Annotated in this window: 15 protein-coding genes; 4 read left to right on the top strand and 11 right to left on the bottom strand. The window is 71.8% G+C overall.

From position 1 onward, the window contains the following. Positions 1–30 precede the first annotated feature (30 nt). From WME76_RS46095 to WME76_RS46085, 3 genes are read left to right on the top strand one after another with little or no spacing between them, the layout of a single operon-like run. Positions 31–360, top strand: coding sequence for an ArsR/SmtB family transcription factor (locus WME76_RS46095; protein ID WP_437962576.1), 330 nt, complete (start codon positions 31–33; stop codon positions 358–360). Beyond that, the gene (locus WME76_RS46090; RefSeq protein WP_437962575.1) at positions 357–806 is read left to right on the top strand and encodes an SRPBCC family protein; all 450 of its coding nucleotides are present in this window, start codon (positions 357–359) and stop codon (positions 804–806) included. The genes WME76_RS46095 and WME76_RS46090 overlap by 4 nt, the downstream gene beginning before the upstream one ends. Before the next feature lie 16 nt (positions 807–822). Beyond that, entirely contained in the window at positions 823–3,252 is a 2,430-nt protein-coding gene (locus tag WME76_RS46085) for an ATP-binding cassette domain-containing protein (protein WP_437962574.1), read from the top strand. A 77-nt stretch (positions 3,253–3,329) separates the two neighbouring features. Here the strand turns inward: WME76_RS46085 and WME76_RS46080 are convergent, their stop codons facing one another. Genes WME76_RS46080 through WME76_RS46065 form a run of 4 tightly spaced genes read right to left on the bottom strand, consistent with a single transcriptional unit; the run spans position 3,330 to position 6,863 of the window. After that, positions 3,330–4,085, bottom strand: coding sequence for an ABC transporter ATP-binding protein (locus WME76_RS46080; protein WP_437962573.1), 756 nt, complete (start codon positions 4,083–4,085; stop codon positions 3,330–3,332). Next, on the bottom strand, positions 4,085–4,894 hold the full coding sequence (locus tag WME76_RS46075; protein ID WP_437962572.1) for an ABC transporter permease: 810 nt from the start codon (positions 4,892–4,894) through the stop codon (positions 4,085–4,087). Before WME76_RS46075 ends, WME76_RS46080 begins: the two co-directional genes overlap by 1 nt. Then, positions 4,891–5,721, bottom strand: a complete 831-nt coding sequence (gene modA, locus WME76_RS46070) for a molybdate ABC transporter substrate-binding protein (protein WP_437962571.1) — start codon at positions 5,719–5,721, stop codon at positions 4,891–4,893. The genes WME76_RS46075 and modA overlap by 4 nt, the downstream gene beginning before the upstream one ends. Positions 5,722–5,756: 35 nt before the next feature. After that, the gene (locus tag WME76_RS46065; protein WP_437962570.1) at positions 5,757–6,863 is read right to left on the bottom strand and encodes a substrate-binding domain-containing protein; all 1,107 of its coding nucleotides are present in this window, start codon (positions 6,861–6,863) and stop codon (positions 5,757–5,759) included. Between the two features lie 266 nt (positions 6,864–7,129). On the opposite strand from WME76_RS46065, the gene WME76_RS46060 reads away from it, so the two are divergent. After that, positions 7,130–8,542 carry a sensor histidine kinase gene (locus WME76_RS46060; protein WP_437962569.1) on the top strand — a complete coding sequence of 471 codons (1,413 nt, stop codon included), beginning with the start codon at positions 7,130–7,132 and terminating at the stop codon, positions 8,540–8,542. Between the two features lie 45 nt (positions 8,543–8,587). Here the strand turns inward: WME76_RS46060 and WME76_RS46055 are convergent, their stop codons facing one another. The 7 genes from WME76_RS46055 to WME76_RS46025 all read right to left on the bottom strand — a co-directional run bounded on the left by WME76_RS46055 (position 8,588) and on the right by WME76_RS46025 (position 17,820). After that, positions 8,588–9,751: a DUF2169 family type VI secretion system accessory protein gene (locus WME76_RS46055; RefSeq protein ID WP_437962568.1), complete on the bottom strand. Its 1,164-nt coding sequence runs from the start codon at positions 9,749–9,751 to the stop codon at positions 8,588–8,590. Next, positions 9,748–10,785 carry a hypothetical protein gene (locus WME76_RS46050; RefSeq protein WP_437962567.1) on the bottom strand — a complete coding sequence of 346 codons (1,038 nt, stop codon included), beginning with the start codon at positions 10,783–10,785 and terminating at the stop codon, positions 9,748–9,750. Before WME76_RS46050 ends, WME76_RS46055 begins: the two co-directional genes overlap by 4 nt. Positions 10,786–10,793: 8 nt before the next feature. Beyond that, positions 10,794–11,783 carry a DUF2169 domain-containing protein gene (locus WME76_RS46045; RefSeq protein ID WP_437962566.1) on the bottom strand — a complete coding sequence of 330 codons (990 nt, stop codon included), beginning with the start codon at positions 11,781–11,783 and terminating at the stop codon, positions 10,794–10,796. 14 nt (positions 11,784–11,797) lie between these two features. Then, positions 11,798–12,247, bottom strand: a complete 450-nt coding sequence (locus WME76_RS46040; protein WP_437962565.1) for a hypothetical protein — start codon at positions 12,245–12,247, stop codon at positions 11,798–11,800. Positions 12,248–12,274: 27 nt separating this feature from the next. After that, positions 12,275–14,605, bottom strand: coding sequence for a type VI secretion system Vgr family protein (locus tag WME76_RS46035; RefSeq protein WP_437962564.1), 2,331 nt, complete (start codon positions 14,603–14,605; stop codon positions 12,275–12,277). A 140-nt stretch (positions 14,606–14,745) separates the two neighbouring features. Beyond that, positions 14,746–16,698 (bottom strand): DUF2169 domain-containing protein, encoded by a 1,953-nt coding sequence (locus tag WME76_RS46030; protein WP_437962563.1) that lies wholly within the window; start codon positions 16,696–16,698, stop codon positions 14,746–14,748. Between the two features lie 66 nt (positions 16,699–16,764). Further along, positions 16,765–17,820, bottom strand: coding sequence for a hypothetical protein (locus WME76_RS46025; protein WP_437962562.1), 1,056 nt, complete (start codon positions 17,818–17,820; stop codon positions 16,765–16,767). Positions 17,821–17,835 lie beyond the last annotated feature (15 nt).

The following is a 17,835-nucleotide window of genomic DNA, read 5'->3' as shown; positions in this document are numbered from 1 at the left end:
AATCAATAAGTGACGGCTTATGGGTTGTGCATGCAGCGCGCGGCCGCGGCCGAAGACAAGATCTTCCAGGCGCTGGCGGACCCCAGCCGCCGGGCGATCTTCGAGTCGCTCACGCGCGGCGAAGCCGCGGTGAAGGACCTCACGGCGCGCTTCGACATCTCGCAGCCGGCGGTCTCGCAGCACCTCGCCGCCTTGAAAGACGCTGGCCTGGTGAACGGCCGGCGCGAGGGGCGCTGCGTCTACTACCGGGTGGAGCCGCGTGGGATGAAGCCGCTCATCGACTGGATAGCGCACTACCGCGCCTTCTGGACGGAGCACGTCGATCGCCTCGAACGACTGCTGGAGAAAATGGACGAATGACTCCCACCGACAAGACCGCCCGATCGGAAACCGAATCCCTCTCGCTCGAGTTCGATCTGCATCATTCACCGGAGAAGGTGTGGCGCGCGCTCACCGACCCCGTGCTGCTCACCGAGTGGCTCCTGCCCGTCGTCGGGTTCAAGCCCGAGTCGGGGACCGCGTTCACGTTCAAGACGCAGCCGTATCCCGGGTGGGACGGCGTCGTGAGCTGCCGGATGCTCGAGATCGAAGCGCAGAGGAAGCTCAGCTACACGTGGAGCGTCCCTTTCCTCGACACCGTCGTGACCTTCACGCTCACGCCCACGGCCTCGGGCACGCGCCTGTCCCTCGTGCAGTCGGGCTTCAAGCCGGACCAGAAGCAGGAGCTCGGCGGCGCGCGCTACGGCTGGAAGATGATGGGCGGGAAGCTCGTCGACCTGCTCTCGAAGATCTCCGTCGAACCTTGATGACATGAGCGCGAACATGACCTCCTCCAACCAACATCCTGCAGACAGCCACGACCTGATCCGCGTCCAGGGCGCCCGGGAGAACAACCTGAAGGACGTCAGCGTCGAGCTCCCCAAGCGGCGGCTGACGGTGTTCACCGGCGTCTCGGGATCCGGCAAGTCGTCGCTCGTGTTCGGAACCATCGCGGCGGAGTCGCAGCGGCTGATCAACGAGACCTACAGCGCGTTCGTGCAGGGGTTCATGCCGACGCTGGCCAGGCCCGAGGTCGACGTCCTGCAAGGGCTGACCACCGCGATCATCATCGACCAGGAGCGGCTGGTCGGTAATCCCCGCTCCACGGTCGGCACGGTGACCGACGCGAACGCGATGCTTCGCGTGCTGTGGAGCCGCCTCGGCAAGCCGCACATCGGCGGGCCCGGGGCCTTCGCCTTCAACGTCCCGTCGGTCCGCGCGGCCGGAGCGATCACGGTCGAGAAGGGGGGGAAGAAGGCCGAGAAGGTCGTCTTCACCCGCACCGGCGGCATGTGCCCGCGATGCGAGGGCATGGGGTCGGTCAGCGACATCGACCTCACGCAGCTCTACGACGAGAGCAAGTCGATCAACGAGGGGGCGATCACGATCCCCGGCTACAGCATGGATGGCTGGTTCGGCCGCATCTTCAACGGCTGCGGCTTCTTCGACGCGGACAAGCCGATCCGTAAGTTCACCAAGAAGGAGCTCCACGACCTGCTCCACAAGGAGCCGACCAAGATCAAGATCGACGGCATCAACCTGACCTACGAGGGGCTGATCCCGAAGATCCAGAAGTCGATGCTGTCCAGGGACCTCGACTCGCTGCAGCCGCACGTCCGAGCGTTCGTGGAGCGCGTCGCCACGTTCAGCACCTGTCCCGAGTGCCAGGGCACCCGGCTCAGCGAGGCCGCCCGGTCGTCCAAGATCAAGAAGATCAACATCGCCGAAGCCTGCGCGATGCAGATCAGCGAGCTGGCCGGGTGGGTGCGCGATCTGAACGAGCCGTCCGTCGCGCCGCTGCTCACCGCGCTGCGGCATACGCTCGACTCGTTCGTGGAGATCGGCCTCGGCTATCTCAGCCTCGACCGGCCGACCGGCACGCTGTCGGGCGGTGAGGCGCAGCGCACCAAGATGATCCGCCACCTCGGGTCGTCGCTCACCGACGTGACCTACGTCTTCGACGAGCCGACGGTCGGTCTGCACCCGCACGACATCCAGCGGATGAACGATCTGCTGCTGCGGCTGCGCGACAAGGGCAACACCGTCCTCGTGGTCGAGCACAAGCCGGAGGTGATCGCGATCGCCGACCACGTGGTCGACCTCGGCCCAGCCGCCGGCACCGGCGGCGGCGAGGTGGTCTTCGAGGGCACCGTGGATGGGCTGCGGAAGAGCGGCACGCTCACCGGGCGTCACCTGAGCGACCGGGCCTCCCTGAAGCCGTCGGTGCGGAAGCCGTCGGGTGTGATGAAGGTGCGCGGCGCCAGCACGCACAACCTGAAGAACGTCAACGTCGACATCCCGCTCGGCGTGCTGGTGGTGGTGACCGGCGTGGCCGGGTCGGGCAAGAGCTCCCTGATCCATGGCTCGGTGTCGAACCGGGACGGGGTGGTGTCGGTCGACCAGACCCCGATCCGTGGTTCGCGGCGGAGCAACCCGGCGACGTACACCGATCTGCTGGAGCCGATCCGCAAGGCGTTCGCGAAGGAGAACGGCGTCAAGCCCGCCCTGTTCAGCGCCAACTCCGAGGGCGCCTGTCCGACCTGCAACGGCGCCGGGGTGATCTACACCGACCTCGCGATGATGGCCGGCGTCACCACGGTCTGCGAGGACTGCGAGGGCCGGCGGTTCCAGGCGTCGGTCCTGAAATACCGGCTCGGCAAGCTCAACATCGCCGAGGTGCTCGATCTGTCGGTCCAGGAAGCGGCCGGCTTCTTCGGCGCCGGCGAGGCGCGTACGCCGGCCGCGCACGCGATCCTGCAGCGCATGGCCGATGTGGGGCTCGGCTACCTGCGGCTCGGCCAGCCGCTCACCACGCTGTCAGGTGGCGAGCGGCAGCGGCTCAAGCTCGCGACGCACATGGGGGCTGACGGCGGCGTCTACGTGCTCGACGAGCCGACCACCGGGCTGCACCTGGCCGACCTCGAGCAGCTCCTCGGGCTGCTGGACCGGCTGGTCGACGCCGGCAAGTCGGTCATCGTGATCGAGCACCACCAGGCGGTGATGGCGCACGCCGACTGGATCATCGACCTCGGGCCGGGCGCGGGCCACGACGGCGGGCGGCTCGTGTTCGAAGGCACCCCGGCCGACCTGGTGGCGGCGAGGTCGACGCTGACCGGCGAGCACCTGGCGGCGTTCGTCGGCGGCGGTCCGAAGGCTGTCCGAGCAAGCGTGCCTGAGGCGCGCCGGGCTCGTCCTGAGACGAGGTCCCCATGAGCTGGAGCACGCCCGTGACCTCCGGCCGCTGAGCGCGCCAGGCCCGGCGACGGATCGCCGCCCGTCGCGCAGAGCGGCTACTCCCCGCCGCCGCGCGCCGACGCGACGAGCGCCTCCACGAAGCGCGACGCCGGCCGGGCGGCGAGCTCCTCCCACGTCCCGGCCTGCGTCACGCGCCCCGCCTCGAGCACCGCGACGCGGTGCGCGAGGAGCCGCGCGTCCGCGGCGTCGTGCGTGACGACGACCGTCGGCAAGGCGAGCGCCCGCAGGTAGCCCGCGAGGAACGCCCGGACCTCGCGGCGGGAATGGATGTCGAGCGCGGCGAGCGGCTCGTCGAGCAGCAGCGCGCGCGGGCCCACGGAGAGCGCGCGCGCGAGGGCCACGCGCTGCTGCTCGCCCCCGGAGAGCGCCTGCGTCCGGCGGTGGGCGAGCGCGGCGATGCCGAGCTCGTGGAGCATCGCGTCCACGCGCTCGGCGCGGCCAGCGCTGTCCACGCCGTTCCGCCGCGAGGCCGCGCTCCTCACCGCGAACGCGACGTTCTCACGCACGGTGAGGTGAGGAAACAACGCATTATCCTGCGGGACATAGCCAATCCCGCGCTCCTCGACGGGCACGTCGACCCCGGCCTCCGTATCGAGGAGCACCGCGCCTCCGACCTCCACCCGCCCTCGGTCCACGGGCAGCACGCCGAGGAGCAGCGAGAGAAGGCTCGTCTTCCCGGAGCCGTTGGGCCCCACCAGCGCCAGCGTTCCACGCCCGGTCTCGAGCTCCGCGTCGAGGCGCAAACGCCCGATCCGCGCGGCCACGCGCGCCCGCAGGCTCGGCGCTTCCATCACAGCGCCGCCTCCGGCGGCTCGGTCGAGCGGCGCGCCACGGCCCGCACGAACAGGAGCAGCGCGAACGCCACGACGACGAGGATCATCGAGAGCGCCTGCGCGGCGCGCATGTCCGACTCGAGCGCCGTGTAGATGGCGAGCGGCAGCGTCTGCGTCCTCCCCTGCAGGTTGCCGGCGAACATGAGCGTCGCGCCGAACTCGCCGAGGGAACGGGCCCAGCTCATCGCCGCGCCCGCGACCAGCGCCGGGGCCGAGAGCGGCAGCGCCACGCGGAAGAACACCCGCAGCGGCGACGCGCCGAAGGTCCGCGCCACCACGAGGAGCTTCGCGTCGATCCGCCGGAACGCGCTGACCGCCGCCTGCACGAAGAACGGCGCCGACACGAACACCTCGGCCATGACGACGGCGGCGGTCGTGAACGTCACGGACCACCCCTCCGGGTAGAGCCACCCGGCCAGGAGCCCGCGCCGCCCGAACGCGAGCAGCATGGCCACTCCCGCCACCGCGGGCGGGATCACGATGGGGAGCTGCACCGCCGTCTCGACCGCGCGCGCGAGCCGCCCGCGCGCGCGCGACAGCGTCCAGGCGAGCGGCGTCCCGAGGACGACCACGAGGACGAGGCTCGCCGAGGTCGTGAGCAGGCTCAGGCGCAGCGCGGGCCACACGAGCGGATGGCGCAGCCCCTGCGCGACGTCCGCCGCCGTGGCCGTCGCGAACAGCGCCAGGACCGGGACGGCCAGGAACGCCACGAGGACCGCGCCGACCGCGGCCAGCGCGGCCCGCTCTGCGCGGAGGCGCGCGCTCACGGGCCCGGGCCGCCCCCGGCGGGCGCCAGGAACCCGGCGCCCCGCAGCGCGCGCTGCCCGGCCTCCGACAGGACGAAGTCCACCCACGCCCGCGCGAGGCCGGAGCGCGCGGCGCCGGCCACGACCGCGATCGGGTACTCGGCGACGACGTTGATCTCGGGCGGGATGGCCACGACGGTGACGCCGTCCTGCGCCGCCTGCGCGTCCGTCCGGTAGACGACGCCGGCCTGCGCCTCGCCGAGCCGCACCTTGGTCAGCACCTGGCGCACGTTGAGCTCGCGCGAGACGACCTTGCCCTCCACGCGCGCGCGGAAATCCGCGCCCAGGGACGCGGAGGCGCGATCGAGCATCTCCAGCGTGTAGCGGCCGATCGGGACCTCCGGGGCGCCGAGCACGATGCGGGACGCGGCGGGGAGATCCGCGAGCCCCCGGATCGCCCCGGCGCTCTCCCGCGCGACGACGATCACCGGCTCGTTGCGGGCGAAGACGACGGGGCTCACCGCGCGCCCGGCCTTCACCAGCTCGTCCATGTGGCGCTGATCCGCCGAGGCGAACACGTCGGCCGCGGCGCCGTGCTCGAGCTGCGCGCGGAGCTCCTGCGTGCCGGCGAAGTAGAACGTGACCTCGACGCCGGCGTGAGCGCGCTCGAAGTCCCCGCCCATCGCGGTGAACGCGTCGCGGAGCGAGGCGGCCGCGAAGACGACGAGCCTGTCCTCGCCCTTCACGGGCGCCGGCTCCGAGCGCCCGCAGCCGACGCCCGAGACGATGCACGCCGCGAGCAACAGGGGCGGTAGACACCGCAAGAAATGCCTCCGGGAACGACGCATCTGCATGCTTCGGTTCGATGCCTCCGCCGGCCCCGTCATGCCGCCCGGACCTCCGCGACCCGCTCGCCCGCCGGGCGTACGTCGTAGCCGAGCGCCGAGAGCTCGCGGCGGAACTCCCCCGAGACGAGGACGTCGAGCAGGCGCTGGACCCGCGCGTCGCCGAGCGCCTCGCGCGGGAAAGCGAGGTCGTAGCGCTCCTCGGCCAGCGCGACGAAGCCGAGCCCGAACGCCATCGCGGCGTCGCGCGTCGCGACGCCCGTGTCCGCCGCGCCCATCGCCACGGCGCGCGCGACGTCGAGGTGGCCGGTGAGCCGCACCTGCGGCCTGCGCGCGAGCTCGATCGGCATGCCGTGCGCCCGCACCTCGCGCTCGAGGAGCCGCTGGGCGCCGGCGCCCGCCTCGCGGCCGGCGAGGCGCAGGCCAGGGCGGCCCAGGTCGGCCGCGCCGCGGATGCGGTCCGCGTCCTCGCCGCGCACGACGAGGCCCGCTTCCCAGCGCGCCAGCGTGATGAGGACGATCGGCTCGGCGTGCCCGAGCCGGCGGACGTCGGCGACGTTCGCCTCGCCGGTGCGCGCGTCGACGAGGTGAACGCCCGCGACGTGGGTGCGCTGCGCGGCCAGCGCGCGGAGGGCCGCGGTGCTCGAGCGGGGGAACCACAGGAACCGCCCGGGCCCGGGCCTCGTGTTGAGTCGGTCGGCCAGCAGCCCGAGGCCGGCCGCGCAGCCCATCAGGACGACGTTCTCCTCGACCTCGGCGAGCGCCCGGAGGGGCTCGACGCACGCCTTCCCGAGCCGCTCGCCGGTCACGATGCCGTCGGCGGCCACCCGCACCGCGTCCTGCACGAGCGCGTAGGAGACCCAGCGGCCCCCGATGCGCGCCATCGCGGCGCGGCCCGGCGCCGGCGGGCCATCGGCCTCGGCGGTGACGAGCGTCGCCGCGCCCGGCGCGCCGAAGAGGTCCTCGACCTGGCTGTCGAGGGCCCTCGCGATGCGCAGCGCGACGTCGACCGCCGGGGTGGCGCGGCCCGCCTCGATGGCGCCCACGCTCTGCCGCGTGAGGCCGGCGCGCTCGGCGAGCGCGACCTGCGACAGCCCGCGCGCCTCGCGCTGCTCGCGGACCCGGTTCGCAGCTCGGTCGGCCATGGAGCGGATCCTTTACACCAGGGAAAGTGTGCTTGCCATCACCTGGCGCGCCCCCCGCGCGCCGAGGCCGCTCGCGCTGTGTCGATCCAGCACAGAGGGCGACGAACGAGGCTCCCGCATCTCGGGGGATCGCGATTTCTCCAGGCGCCGGCCGCGCTCCTGTCCGCCGCCGGCGCCGCGGGCGCCGCTCCGCCGCGGCGCCGGGGGCCCTCCTGCGCTTCGCGCCGTTCGGCCTGGTTCTTGAGAGGAGCCCTTCCTGAAGAGCCATGCCGACGCGGTCGCGCTTCGAGGCCAAGGCGAGGGTAGGCTACGCCATCCTGACCTTGCTCCTGGCGGCCGGGATGGCGTTCTCGGTGCGGCGATTCTCGTCCATGGCAGACGCTCAGATCGCCTGGCTCCGCGCCGAAGAGCACGAGATCACGCTCGCGAAGCGGCTCCGGTGGAACTGCGAGCTCGCGGTGGTGAACGGCAAGGGCTACCTGATCTCCGGAGACGACAGCTTCCTGAAAGCCGCCCAGGACTCCAGGGCGCGCTTCGACGAGAACGTCCGCGCGCTCCGCCGCCAGACGCTCAGCCCGACGGCGCTCCAGCTCGTCGAGGAGGTCGAGAAGACGGCCAGGCGCTTCATGCCGCTCCGGGAAGAGCTGTTCACGGCCCGGCGACAGGCGCGGTCCGAGGACGCGAGCCCGCTCGTGCGCCGGCTCGACGAGGAGCTGACGCCGCTCCGCCGCGAGCTCGATGACTCCCTCGCTCGGCTCGTCGAGCACAAGGAAGAGGGGCTCACCGAGCACTACGACAAAGCGAGGGCGGATCTGGGCCAGCTCGAGGTGCGGCTGTATGCCCTGCTGGGCTCGCTGGTGTTCGCTGGCTTCGGGATCGCCTGGTACTTCACGAGCCGCCTCGGCGGCTCGTACAACCAGGTGCGGGAGGCGCGCGAGGCCGCGCGCAGGGCGGTGGCGGCGCGCGACGAGCTCATGGGCATCGTGGCCCACGACCTGCGCAACCCGCTCGGCGCCATCACGCTGAAGGCCGCGCTGCTGCGGAAGACGAGCGACTCGGAGAGGGTGCGGCATCACGCGGAGTCGATGGAGCACGTCGCCAAGCGGATGGAGCACCTCATCCGGACCATGCTCGACGTGACGACGATCGAGGCCAGCAAGTTCAGCGTGACGCTGGCGCCGTGCGCGGTGGACGATCTCCTGCGCGAGACGCTGGAGGTGTTCGGGGCCCTCGCCGAATCCATGCAGATCCGGTTCGATCTCGGCGTGAAGGAGCCCGGCCTCATGATCAGCGCGGAGCGGGAGCGCGTGCTCCAGGTGCTGTCGAACCTCCTCGGGAACGCGCTGAATTTCACGCCCCAGGGCGGTCGGGTGACCCTGTCCGTGCACCGGGAGGGGGCGATGGCCTGCTTCGCCGTCGCCGACACAGGGCCCGGCATCCCCCGCGAGCACCTCGAGAGCATCTTCGAGCGGTACTGGAAGGACGAGACGCCCGGAAAGAAGGGCACCGGGCTGGGGCTCTACATCGCCAAGGGGATCATCGACGCGCACAAGGGCCGTATCTGGGCGGAGAGCGAGGTGGGGCGCGGCGCCCGGTTCTACTTCACGCTCCCGCTCGTGGAGCCGGCTGGACGCGAGGCTCCGGCCGAGGAGATCGGAGCGCCGTTCCACCCGGCCTGAGGCCGCAGCCGTCCGCTCTTCACCGCGGACGCGCGATGGCGGCGCTCACCACGCCACGCGGAGCGGCATCTTCTCCAGCTCCGTCGGCATGTAGGGACGGATCGCCCTGGCCGCGCCCCGCCACACCACGGTGACGCGATCGTGATCGGGCTCGATCGTGACCGTCTGGATCACCGGATCGGCCTTGTTCATCTTGCCATTGCGGCCATCCGTGGCGATCTCCGGCCGCTCGCCGGGGAGCCGGATCTCCCATTTCGGGTGCCGCGGGTGCAGGTTGTAGAGCACGAGCTCCTCGTCGCCCGCGAGGTGCGGGAGCTGTAAACCCAGGGATCCGCAGCACGTGAAGCGGAAGTCGACGTCGTGGTCCGGGCTCAGGAAGGTCTCCTTGAGGACGGACGCAGGCGCGAAGCCGCGCCGCACCTCCTGGAACACGGCGTGCTCCTGATCGTGGAGCGGCACGACCCCCATGTACCCGAAGCGAGGGAACCACCCGTAATCCAGCGCGCCGTACGACGCGGGGAGCGGCATCCTCGGCCACGCCCGGGTGCTGCCCACGACCATCCGCTCCGGCGTGAGCCGGTCCTCGGGATCCTCCAGGTTGGGCAGGACGAGGGCCTCCACCGCCTCCGGCGTGGCCTCGATCAGGTAGCCCTTCCCCGCGAAGTTGCGCGGGTAGCTGTACTCGCTCGCGCCGGGGCCCTGCGCCTCGCGCGGCATGCACGCCTTGATCGGCGCGGTGGGATCGCCGAGCCGCGCCTCGGCCACGGCGTCGATGCCGCCGTAAGCCCGGTCGTAGCCGAGCGGCATGCGCTCGAACGGCGCCGGATCCGAGAGCAAGAGGCGCCCCGTGTGCGATAGCGCGGCGCGCCTGTCGCCGACCACGAGCACCTGCTTCGAGCGCTCGCCGACGCGCACCGCCGTGAGGAGGGACGAGGCCGGGCCGGGCGCGTACGCGTGGCCCAGCACCAGCACGTCGGTGAGCGGCTTGAAGGCGACGAGGTCGGTGTCGTGCACGATGACCGCGGGCGCGGCTGGATCCAGGATGAAGTCCTCGAACAGCGGGACCTGCTCGGACGCGCGCGACAGGCGGCCGCGGCCATCGACGCTGTACGTTCGCTTGCAGACCACGGAGAGGATCTGCCCGCCCTCGGGATCTTTCGCCGAGAGCTGGCGCGCCGTGAGGCCGGGGCTGGAGAACGATTCTTTCATCGCCTGCCTGTCGGCGTGGGCGCCGGGGCCGGGGTCGGCGCGGGGGTCGGCGTGGTCGGCGCCGGCGCTGTCGGCCCAGGCGTCGCGGTCGGCGCAGGCGTCGCGGTGGAGGGCGACGGCGGGGCCGGCGCGGGGCCCGGCGCGGGCACGGGCACGGGCCCTGCGGGCGCGGACGGATACTGGGGCACCGAGGGGCTGTTGAAGTAGTCGTACACAGCGCCGTGCGCCCACCCGGACGGGTCGAAATACGATGTGTCACCGATGTTGAGGCCGCCGCCCAGCGTCCAGGGGGCCGAATACCCGAGCGGCGACCCGTGCCCCAGGATGCTGATCGCCGCGGCAGGGACATTGCCCGCGAAGTACGCGGCGGACCGGTTCCACCCCGTGGCATGCAAGGCAGAGCCGAGCATCGTGCCCGACGGCAGGCGCTCCACGAGCCCGGGCGCGATGCGGCGCCACAGCGGGCCGGTGATCCGGTCGACGAACCGGCCGAACGCCTTGGTCGCCGTGAGCTTGTTCACGAGGGCCTGGATCGCCCAGTCGACGACCGCCGCGGCGAGCCCCGCCAGGAAGTCTGCGAGCGACATGCTCGCCTGCACGCTGGTCCACGTGATGACGACGCCCACGCCCGGCAGCGGCGACGTGAACCCGAAGCAGTTGAGGTTGAGATTGACGATCTTGGCGACCGCCACCGCGACAGGCGCGTCCTCCACCAGCACGGCGTTGACGCCGAACTCCGACTTGGACCCGGTGAGCGTGTTCCAGATGGGGAGAAGGAAGTGGGGGATGAGCGGTATCGGGACGTGGATGACGAAGAAGCCGATGTCCGTCCCCCGCTGCATCGTCTTGTTGCCATCGCACAGCACGATGGAGCTGTCCTTCGCCGTGGCGAAGCCCCAGATCGCCCAGTGGTTGAACGCGCCGGTGATGTGGGCGTAGATCGGGATGAGCGGCAGGCCGACCGGCGGCGGGAGCGCCGTGTGCGGGTCCAGGCCGATCATCGGGTTCACGTGGACGAGGACGTTGCAGTACATGATCGGCCTCAGAGGAAGAGGTGCGCCTCGCGGATCTGCTCGGGGACCACGACGTACCGGAAGGGGAATCGATAGCTGACGAAGACGCGCCCCCTGTCCGCCTCGATGCCCACCTGGTCGATGGCCAGCGGGCGCTCGTCCACCTCGTCCTCGAAGCGCACGCGGGCACGCGGTCGGACCTCCGGGAGGTCGATGACGAGCGGCGCCCCGCCCGTGACGCCGCCCACGGCGATACGCGTGCCCGGCTCGATCGCGGGCACGATCATGCGCGGGTGGGCCGCGTTGAAGAAGGTGGCGTCGAACTGGATGGGCGGCCCCGCGGCCGCGGCGTCGGGCGCGCCGGCCGCGTGCGCGTGGAGCGACGGCCCGGCGAGGCGCGCGAGGCGGATTCCGCTCATCGGCGGGCAGGGGCCCACGCCCGCGGGGAGCGGCCTGTCGTCCCAGGACGAGATGAGCTGGTCGGGCTCCTCCAGGTTCGGGAGCGGCCTGTCCTCGGCGCTGTGCGGCCAGAGGTAACAGCCGATCCCGTCCGGGTTGAGGGGATAGGGCACGTCCAGCCCGTCCCACACGTCCTTGCCGCCGTACGCATAGGCCATCGTGAGCGGAATGGCCTCGATCGGGAGCGGTGATGTCGCTGAGAGCCCGGACAGGCCCTTTCGCCACACCCGCACGCCGGAGACCACGACCTCCCGCCTCCACTCGCGGCCGACGAGGACGGAGAGGGTGAACCGCGTCGTTCCGGGCTTCTCCGGGCGCGCGTGGCCGAAGAGGAAGAGGTCGACGCCGCCGCGATAAAAGAGCTGATCGGTGTCGATGACGCCGTACTCGCTCTCCCACGGCTCCGCCGAGATCCGCCAGGGCTGCTCCTCGCTGGGTACGAGCTCGGTCCCCCGGAGTTCGTAGGTGATCTTGGTCACGAGCGACGCCGCGATGCGATGGTCGTCGATGGCCGTGCGGAACAGCCGCGCGGTGAAGCGGGTGTGGTTCTCGAGCTCCATGCCCCTCGATCCGGTCAGGAGCCCAGCCGGACGCGCTCGCCCGTGACCTCTACGTCGTCGTTGGCCTGGATGCGCACGTTGCCGCGCGCCGAGCGGATGAGCTGGCTGCGCCCGACGGTCTCGAGGCGGCCGGCGGCCTCGACGCGGGCGTCCCCCTCCGTCGTGAGCGAGATGCCGTTCTTGCCGTGGAGCGACAGGCTATCGGCCTCGATCGCGAGCGCGCCTGTCGTCGCCAGGGAGAGGCCGGCCCCGCGCACCACGAGGCGGATGCCCTCCGGACCGATGGAGATCTCCATGTGCGCGGCGCCGCTCGGGTCCACGAGCTGGAGGCGGTTGTGCTCCTGTCCCCCTTCGACCACCAGGGAGTGGCCGTGCGCGAGGGCGACGGTGTGGGGCGCGGCGCCGACGTCCGCGTCGGGCGCGGGGTCGGCGGGGGTGGAGCCTTCCGGGTCGTGAGCGCTCATCGGGTCCTCGCTGGAATCATGTTGCCCTCAGTTGAGGCGGATGATGCTGCCCTTGATGACGGTCTCGCCACCGGCCTCGATGTTGATGGCGCCGCCGGTCACCTTGACCGCGGCGCCGCTCGCCTCGAACGACGCTCCGCCGTCGACCTTCGCCGCGCCGGTGGTCACGGTCCAGGTGGCGGAGTTGACGTTCTTGGCCGCGCCGACGTTCTCGGTGGAGTCGGCGGTCGTCCCCTCGGTGCGCGCGCCGACGACGGTGTCGCTCAGGGCGCCGATCTCGACGCGGGTGGTGCCGCCGAGCTGGACGTCGAGCCGGCTGCCGAGCTGGAAGTCCCTGCGGCCGCCGATCTGCAGGTCGAGCCGATCGCCGAACTGGAGCGAGCTCTGGTTCCCCGCCTGCAGCTCGGCCTGGCTGCCGACCTGGATGTGCGTGCGATCCCCGACCAGCGTGACCGACTGGCTGCCTGTCTGCGTGCGCGAGGAGTCGCCCGTCACCTGCTCGGTCTGATTGCCCACCTGCGTGAGCGCGCTGTTGCCGGTGATCGTCTCGGTGAGATCGCCCGTGAGCGTGAAGGTCCGGTTGCCGGTGATGGTCTCCGTCTGGTTGCCGGCCGGGAGCGTGATCGTCTGATCCGCGCCGACCGTGATCGACTGGTTGACGCCGACGAGGATCGTCTGGGAGTTGCCGATCTGGATGGACTCGTTGTTGCCGACCGTGTGGGTGCGGTCGTTTCCGACCGTCAGGCAGTCGTTGTTCCCGATGGTCGTCGTGCGATCGTTGCAGACGGTGCTCGACTCATCGTGCTTGACCAGCTTCGTCGCGTCCCGCTCGGCCTGGACGCGCATGAGCTCGCGGCCGGGCGCGTCCTCGAACATGACCTCGTTGTAGCCCGACCCGCCGATCGTCTGGCTCCTCCACCCGCTCTGGGTCTTCATCGCGGGGAGCGAATAAGGCACCTTCTGCAGGTTGGTGTAGACGCGGCCCACGACGACCGGCCTGTCGGGGTCGCCGCCCAGGAAGTCGATGATCACCTCCTGGCCCACGCGCGGGAGGTTCACGTGGCCGAAGCCGCCGCCCGCCCCCGTCTGGGAGACGGGGATCCAGCACGAGGAGGCGTCGTCCATCGCTCCTTCCAGGTCCCAGTGGAACTGCGCGCGCACGCGCCCGAACTCGTCCACATGGAGCGTCTCGCCGGGCGGCCCGACGACGGTGGCCGTCTCGACGCCCTGGGTCCTGGGCTTGGGCGTCGAGAGCGGAGGGTAATAAGGCATGTCCGCGCTGACTGCCCTGCAGGCGTGCGACCACTCCCCGCCGTACGTGCCGGAGATCTCCGCCGAGGTGACGAGGAGCCGCTTGCCGGTCGAGACCTCGCTCTTCGGGTGATCGAGGAAGGTGACGATCACGCCCGGCGCGACGTCGAGGCAGTTCGTCTCGAACTGGACGGTCCGCGCCGTCACCCGCTTGGCGTCGAGCCGCCGCTGCGCGAGCTCCGTCCCGATCTTCTCGTCCGTGCGGTACTTGCCCTTGTCGTCGGCGGCCGGCGTATCGTCCCCCTTCCCGCTCTCGAACAGGAACGCGCCGGGCACATAATGGTATCGCTCGAGCCCTTGCTCCGGCGCGGTGCCGCCGGTCCCGGACTGCATCAGACGGTACGTCGGCGGTCTGCGGTAGTCCTGATCTCGCAGCGTGTATTTCCCCGGTCGGACCTTGCGGCCGACGCGCACCGCGGTGACGTGCTCCACGTCGCGGCCGCCCGGCGCGTCGATGAACCGGATCGGCCGACGCGTCTCGTTGCCCTGGGGGGTGTCGCAGAGCACCAGCTTGCTGTCGCCGGAGGCGGCGTCGAAGTAGAAGCTGATGCCCGCGTCCTCGAGCACCCGCGAGATGAAGACGAAATCGCTCTCCCCGTACTGGACGCGGTACTTGCGCTTCTTGTGCTCGAGCGAGGTGCGCCTGTCGAACGGGATGCTCCATTCGTCCAGGATCTTCTCCACGATCCCGAGCTCCGAGAGGTGCTGGAAGATGCGGTTGCGCCGGCGCTGCGTCAGGAACCAGAGGGACGGCGCGATGTCGATCTGGTACGTGGAGACGCCGTCCGGCTCGACCGCGACCTGCTGCAGCGACGTGCAGATGCCGGCCCACGTCCGCGAGGCCGGCACCTCCGCGCCGAAGTGCGCGGTGAACGACGCGGGATAACCCACGATCGCGTCGAAATCGATGTCCGGATTGAGGCTGTGCGCGAGGACGGTGACCGAGAACAGCTTCGAGATCTGCTCGGTGATCTGGAACTGCCGCACATCGAGCGAGTCGCCGGAGGCGACCTGGACCGACAAGAGGTGTGAAGAGGGGGTGGTCATGACCTCATCTCATCCTGGTTTCCGCCGGGGGCCGCCGACGCACGACGGACAGGCGGGCGATGCTACGTGAGCGTGGTAACGGCTGCAAGCGCGCGAACGCGCGCGGAATGCCCGGACGCGCCCGTGCCGCCGGCTCCGGCTCACCCCGCTCGCGCTCTCGTCACCGCCTTGCGCACCTCATCGCCGAGCGCCGCGTCGCGGGCGATCCTGGTGATCCACGTCCGCTGGATGCGAATCGCGCTCTCGTCTGGCAACCCGACGTCGCGCAGCGCGTCCGCGAGATCACCGCGCTCCGCGCCCACGGTGATGCGCGCGAGCTCATCGGCGGAGATGGGCCCGCGCTCTCTCTCGAGCTGCGCTACATAGGCCGCGTCGTAGGTGCGGAGCAGCTCGTTCCGGCCTCGCCGCAGCTCGCGCTTGATCTCCGCCGCCCAGGCGGCGCGGAGCCGCGCCCATGCGGGCTCATCGAACCGGCTCTCTCGCAAGATGCGATCCTTCTCGTGCGGGCGCAGCGCCAGCGAGGCGTCGAGCGCGGCGCACGCCTCGACGGAGACCTCCTCGATCGTCGGTTCGCGCAGGTCCGCTGTCGGCGCCGGCGCCGCCCCGTGCGTGGGGGGCGCGGGCTCCTCCGGCGCTTCCGCTTCGTGCGTGGGGGCCGCGGGCTCCTCCGGCTCTTCCGACTCCTGAGGCTCCGGGGGCGGAGGCGCCCCGAGCGCCGCCAGCGGGCCGAGCCGCGGCGGCTCGGCGATGGGGGGAGGCGCGCTCGGCGCGACGGTCTCCGCGCGCACGGGGTCGTGCGGGATGGGCTCCGGCGAGAAGGGGGACGATGGCGCGCGCGGCGCGCCGGGCTGGGATCGTGGCGGCGAAGGGGGAGGGAACGCCGTGGTCCCTGCGAACGGGAGCACGGCGTGCGACGGCACGGCGTGCGGCACCGGGGTCGGGAACGCCGTTGTCCCTGCGAACGGGAGCACCTCGCGCGGCTGCAGCGCGAGCGACACGAGGGGCGGGATCTCCGTGGTCCCCGCGAACGGGAGCACCTCGCGCGGCTGAAGCGCGAGCGACGCGGGGAGCGTACCGGCGACGTCGAGCGCGCTGGCCGTCGCGGCGATCACGAGCCCTCGCGGCTCCTCCGCGAGCGTGATCTCCACCCGGCCCGCCTGCTGGGGGTGGTCCAGGAGGACATATCCGCGCCACGTCAGCGAGCAGGTCCCCCGGTCGGTGTCGATGCACAGCGTGTCGCACCGGAGCTTCCTCTCCTGCGCCGGGGCGCCGCCCCGCTCCACGACGGCGCGCGGCGCCACGGCCCGGAGCCTCGTGATCAGCCGCGCGTGCGCGGGGTGCAGGTTCTCCAGCACGATCCGCTCGTCGGGGCAGATCTCGTCCATCTGCTGATCGGGCGGCGCCGCGTTGAAATAGCCCGCGTCGATGTCATCGGGCAGCGGCCGCTCGCTCCAGCGCGCGTGATTCCATGTCGCCGCGTGCCAGCCCAGCTTGTGCGCCCTGCCTGGCCAGCTCGGGGCGATCGGCCCGAAGCCCGCCGGCTCGATGGCGTCGCGGCGGCCGGTGACGTGAGCGCCCGGCATCTCGAGGTTGGGCGCGGGCGTCATTCCCTGCCTGTCGGGCGCCGCGCCCGGCGGCGGTACGCCCACCGGGTTCGCGGTGCCTGGCCCGCCGGCGGCGCGCTCCCATCGGAGTGACATCTTCGCGAACGGCACTGGCTCGCTCAGCGCCCCATCCGGGGTGAACACGCGATCTCCGAACACCGCGATCGACTTGTCGATCGCGCCCACCGCGAGCCGCGCGAGCAGCGACGTGACCGGGCGCGATCCGGGCGCGTACGCGTGCCCCACGACGAGCACGTCGGCGCGCCGCTTGAAAGGGGCCAGATCGCTCCCGAGGACCAGGCTGCGGTGCTCGTCGTCCTCCCAGTACAACTCCGCGCTGGTGGGCTCGTCCTGCTCCAGCGCGAGCAGCGACTCGCCCGGCGCGAGCGTGTAGGTCGCCTTGCAGACGATCGTGAGCGCCCACGCGCCGGCCCGCGGCTGCCAGAGGCTCGACGCGACGCGGAGAGGACAGGCCGAGACGACATCCATGCAGGGCGAGTCTAGCGTGGGCTCGCGATCGACCGCTGATGAAAGCCGCGCTGCGACGACAGGCGCTCAGCGCGGCGGCCGAGCTCGTGTGAGATAGAGGGCGAGGGCGACTCCCGCGATCGCGCCGCCGCCGCCGCCGACCGCGACGAGCCACGCCTCGATCGGATCGCTCGTGCGGAGCAGGCCGAGCGCGATGCCCGCGAGCCCGAGCAGCCCGATGCCGGCGATCGCGCCGACGGTCGTGCCGGCCCACGCCACCGCGACGCGCGTCCCGAGCGGCGTCCTGGTGCGCGGCAGCGACGCGAGCTGCTCCTCGACGTCATGGCGCTCCCGCTCGATCCCGAGGAGCGCCCGCAGCTCGGCGGCCGCGCGCAGGTGCACGGCCTGGCCGGGGAACACGGCCTCGGTGAGCGGGCGCGCCGCGCCGGAGCGATGGACGAGGACGATGCGCCCGGCCGGCGAGGGCGCCTCTCCTCGGCCGAGCCACATCTCCCCGAGCGTCCCGCCCTCGACGCGGACGTCGGTGACGCCCTCGAGGGAGACCTCGTGGGACGAGACCGGGATCGCGAGGACGAACCGCCGGGCCCGGAGCGCGGCGCCGCCGCGCGTGATCTCGAGACGGAACCGCCCGAGCCCCTTGGTCGCCGAGTACGCCATCGTGAGCCCCATCGCGAGCATCCCGATCGCGAGCGGGAGGATCCACCACGGGCCGCGCAGCGTGACGTCGATCCGCTGCTCGCCCGCGAGGCCCGCGCGGACGAGCGTCGCGACCTCGGCGGCCCGCTTGTAGCTCACCTGCTGCAAGGAGACCTCGTGACCGCCGTCCAGGAGGAGGACGACCGCGCCGTGGCTGCCTCCCTTCGACCCCCGCCTGATGTCGACGCGCACGTCGCGCAGCGCGGACATGGGAAACCCGATCGTCCTGGAGGTCATCGCGCGCGTCAGGACGCACCGCGCGCCGGGCGTGCAGGCGAGGTGATCCTTCGAGAGCGCGACGATCGAGACGATGATCGCGCCGAGGAGCAGCAGGACGGAGAAGAGGAGGCGCGCGCCGCGGATGGGAAACGGGCCGTAGCCGACGCTGCCCGAGGCGCGGCGGAAGGCGGGCTGGCGGAAGACCATCGGGTGGAGTCTACC

The organism is Sorangium sp. So ce119 (assembly GCF_051524405.1).
GTDB classification, from domain to species: Bacteria; Myxococcota_A; Polyangia; order Polyangiales; family Polyangiaceae; genus Sorangium; species Sorangium cellulosum_G.
The sequence above is the reverse complement of the archived record's forward strand: the minus strand, read 5'-3'. Positions and strand labels throughout refer to the sequence as shown.

Bases quoted from the DNA above. Each gene is read 5' to 3' on its own strand.
- WME76_RS46050 (WP_437962567.1), bottom strand. From the start codon at position 10,785: ATGTACTGCAACGTCCTCGTCCACGTGAACCCGATGATCGGCCTGGAC.
- WME76_RS46095 (WP_437962576.1), top strand. From the start codon at position 31: ATGCAGCGCGCGGCCGCGGCCGAAGACAAGATCTTCCAGGCGCTGGCG.
- WME76_RS46035 (WP_437962564.1), bottom strand. From the start codon at position 14,605: ATGACCACCCCCTCTTCACACCTCTTGTCGGTCCAGGTCGCCTCCGGC.
- WME76_RS46060 (WP_437962569.1), top strand. From the start codon at position 7,130: ATGCCGACGCGGTCGCGCTTCGAGGCCAAGGCGAGGGTAGGCTACGCC.
- WME76_RS46055 (WP_437962568.1), bottom strand. From the start codon at position 9,751: ATGAAAGAATCGTTCTCCAGCCCCGGCCTCACGGCGCGCCAGCTCTCG.
- modA (WP_437962571.1), bottom strand. From the start codon at position 5,721: ATGCGTCGTTCCCGGAGGCATTTCTTGCGGTGTCTACCGCCCCTGTTG.
- WME76_RS46080 (WP_437962573.1), bottom strand. From the start codon at position 4,085: ATGGAAGCGCCGAGCCTGCGGGCGCGCGTGGCCGCGCGGATCGGGCGT.
- WME76_RS46065 (WP_437962570.1), bottom strand. From the start codon at position 6,863: ATGGCCGACCGAGCTGCGAACCGGGTCCGCGAGCAGCGCGAGGCGCGC.
- WME76_RS46025 (WP_437962562.1), bottom strand. From the start codon at position 17,820: ATGGTCTTCCGCCAGCCCGCCTTCCGCCGCGCCTCGGGCAGCGTCGGC.
- WME76_RS46030 (WP_437962563.1), bottom strand. From the start codon at position 16,698: ATGGATGTCGTCTCGGCCTGTCCTCTCCGCGTCGCGTCGAGCCTCTGG.
- WME76_RS46090 (WP_437962575.1), top strand. From the start codon at position 357: ATGACTCCCACCGACAAGACCGCCCGATCGGAAACCGAATCCCTCTCG.
- WME76_RS46040 (WP_437962565.1), bottom strand. From the start codon at position 12,247: ATGAGCGCTCACGACCCGGAAGGCTCCACCCCCGCCGACCCCGCGCCC.
- WME76_RS46085 (WP_437962574.1), top strand. From the start codon at position 823: ATGACCTCCTCCAACCAACATCCTGCAGACAGCCACGACCTGATCCGC.
- WME76_RS46045 (WP_437962566.1), bottom strand. From the start codon at position 11,783: ATGGAGCTCGAGAACCACACCCGCTTCACCGCGCGGCTGTTCCGCACG.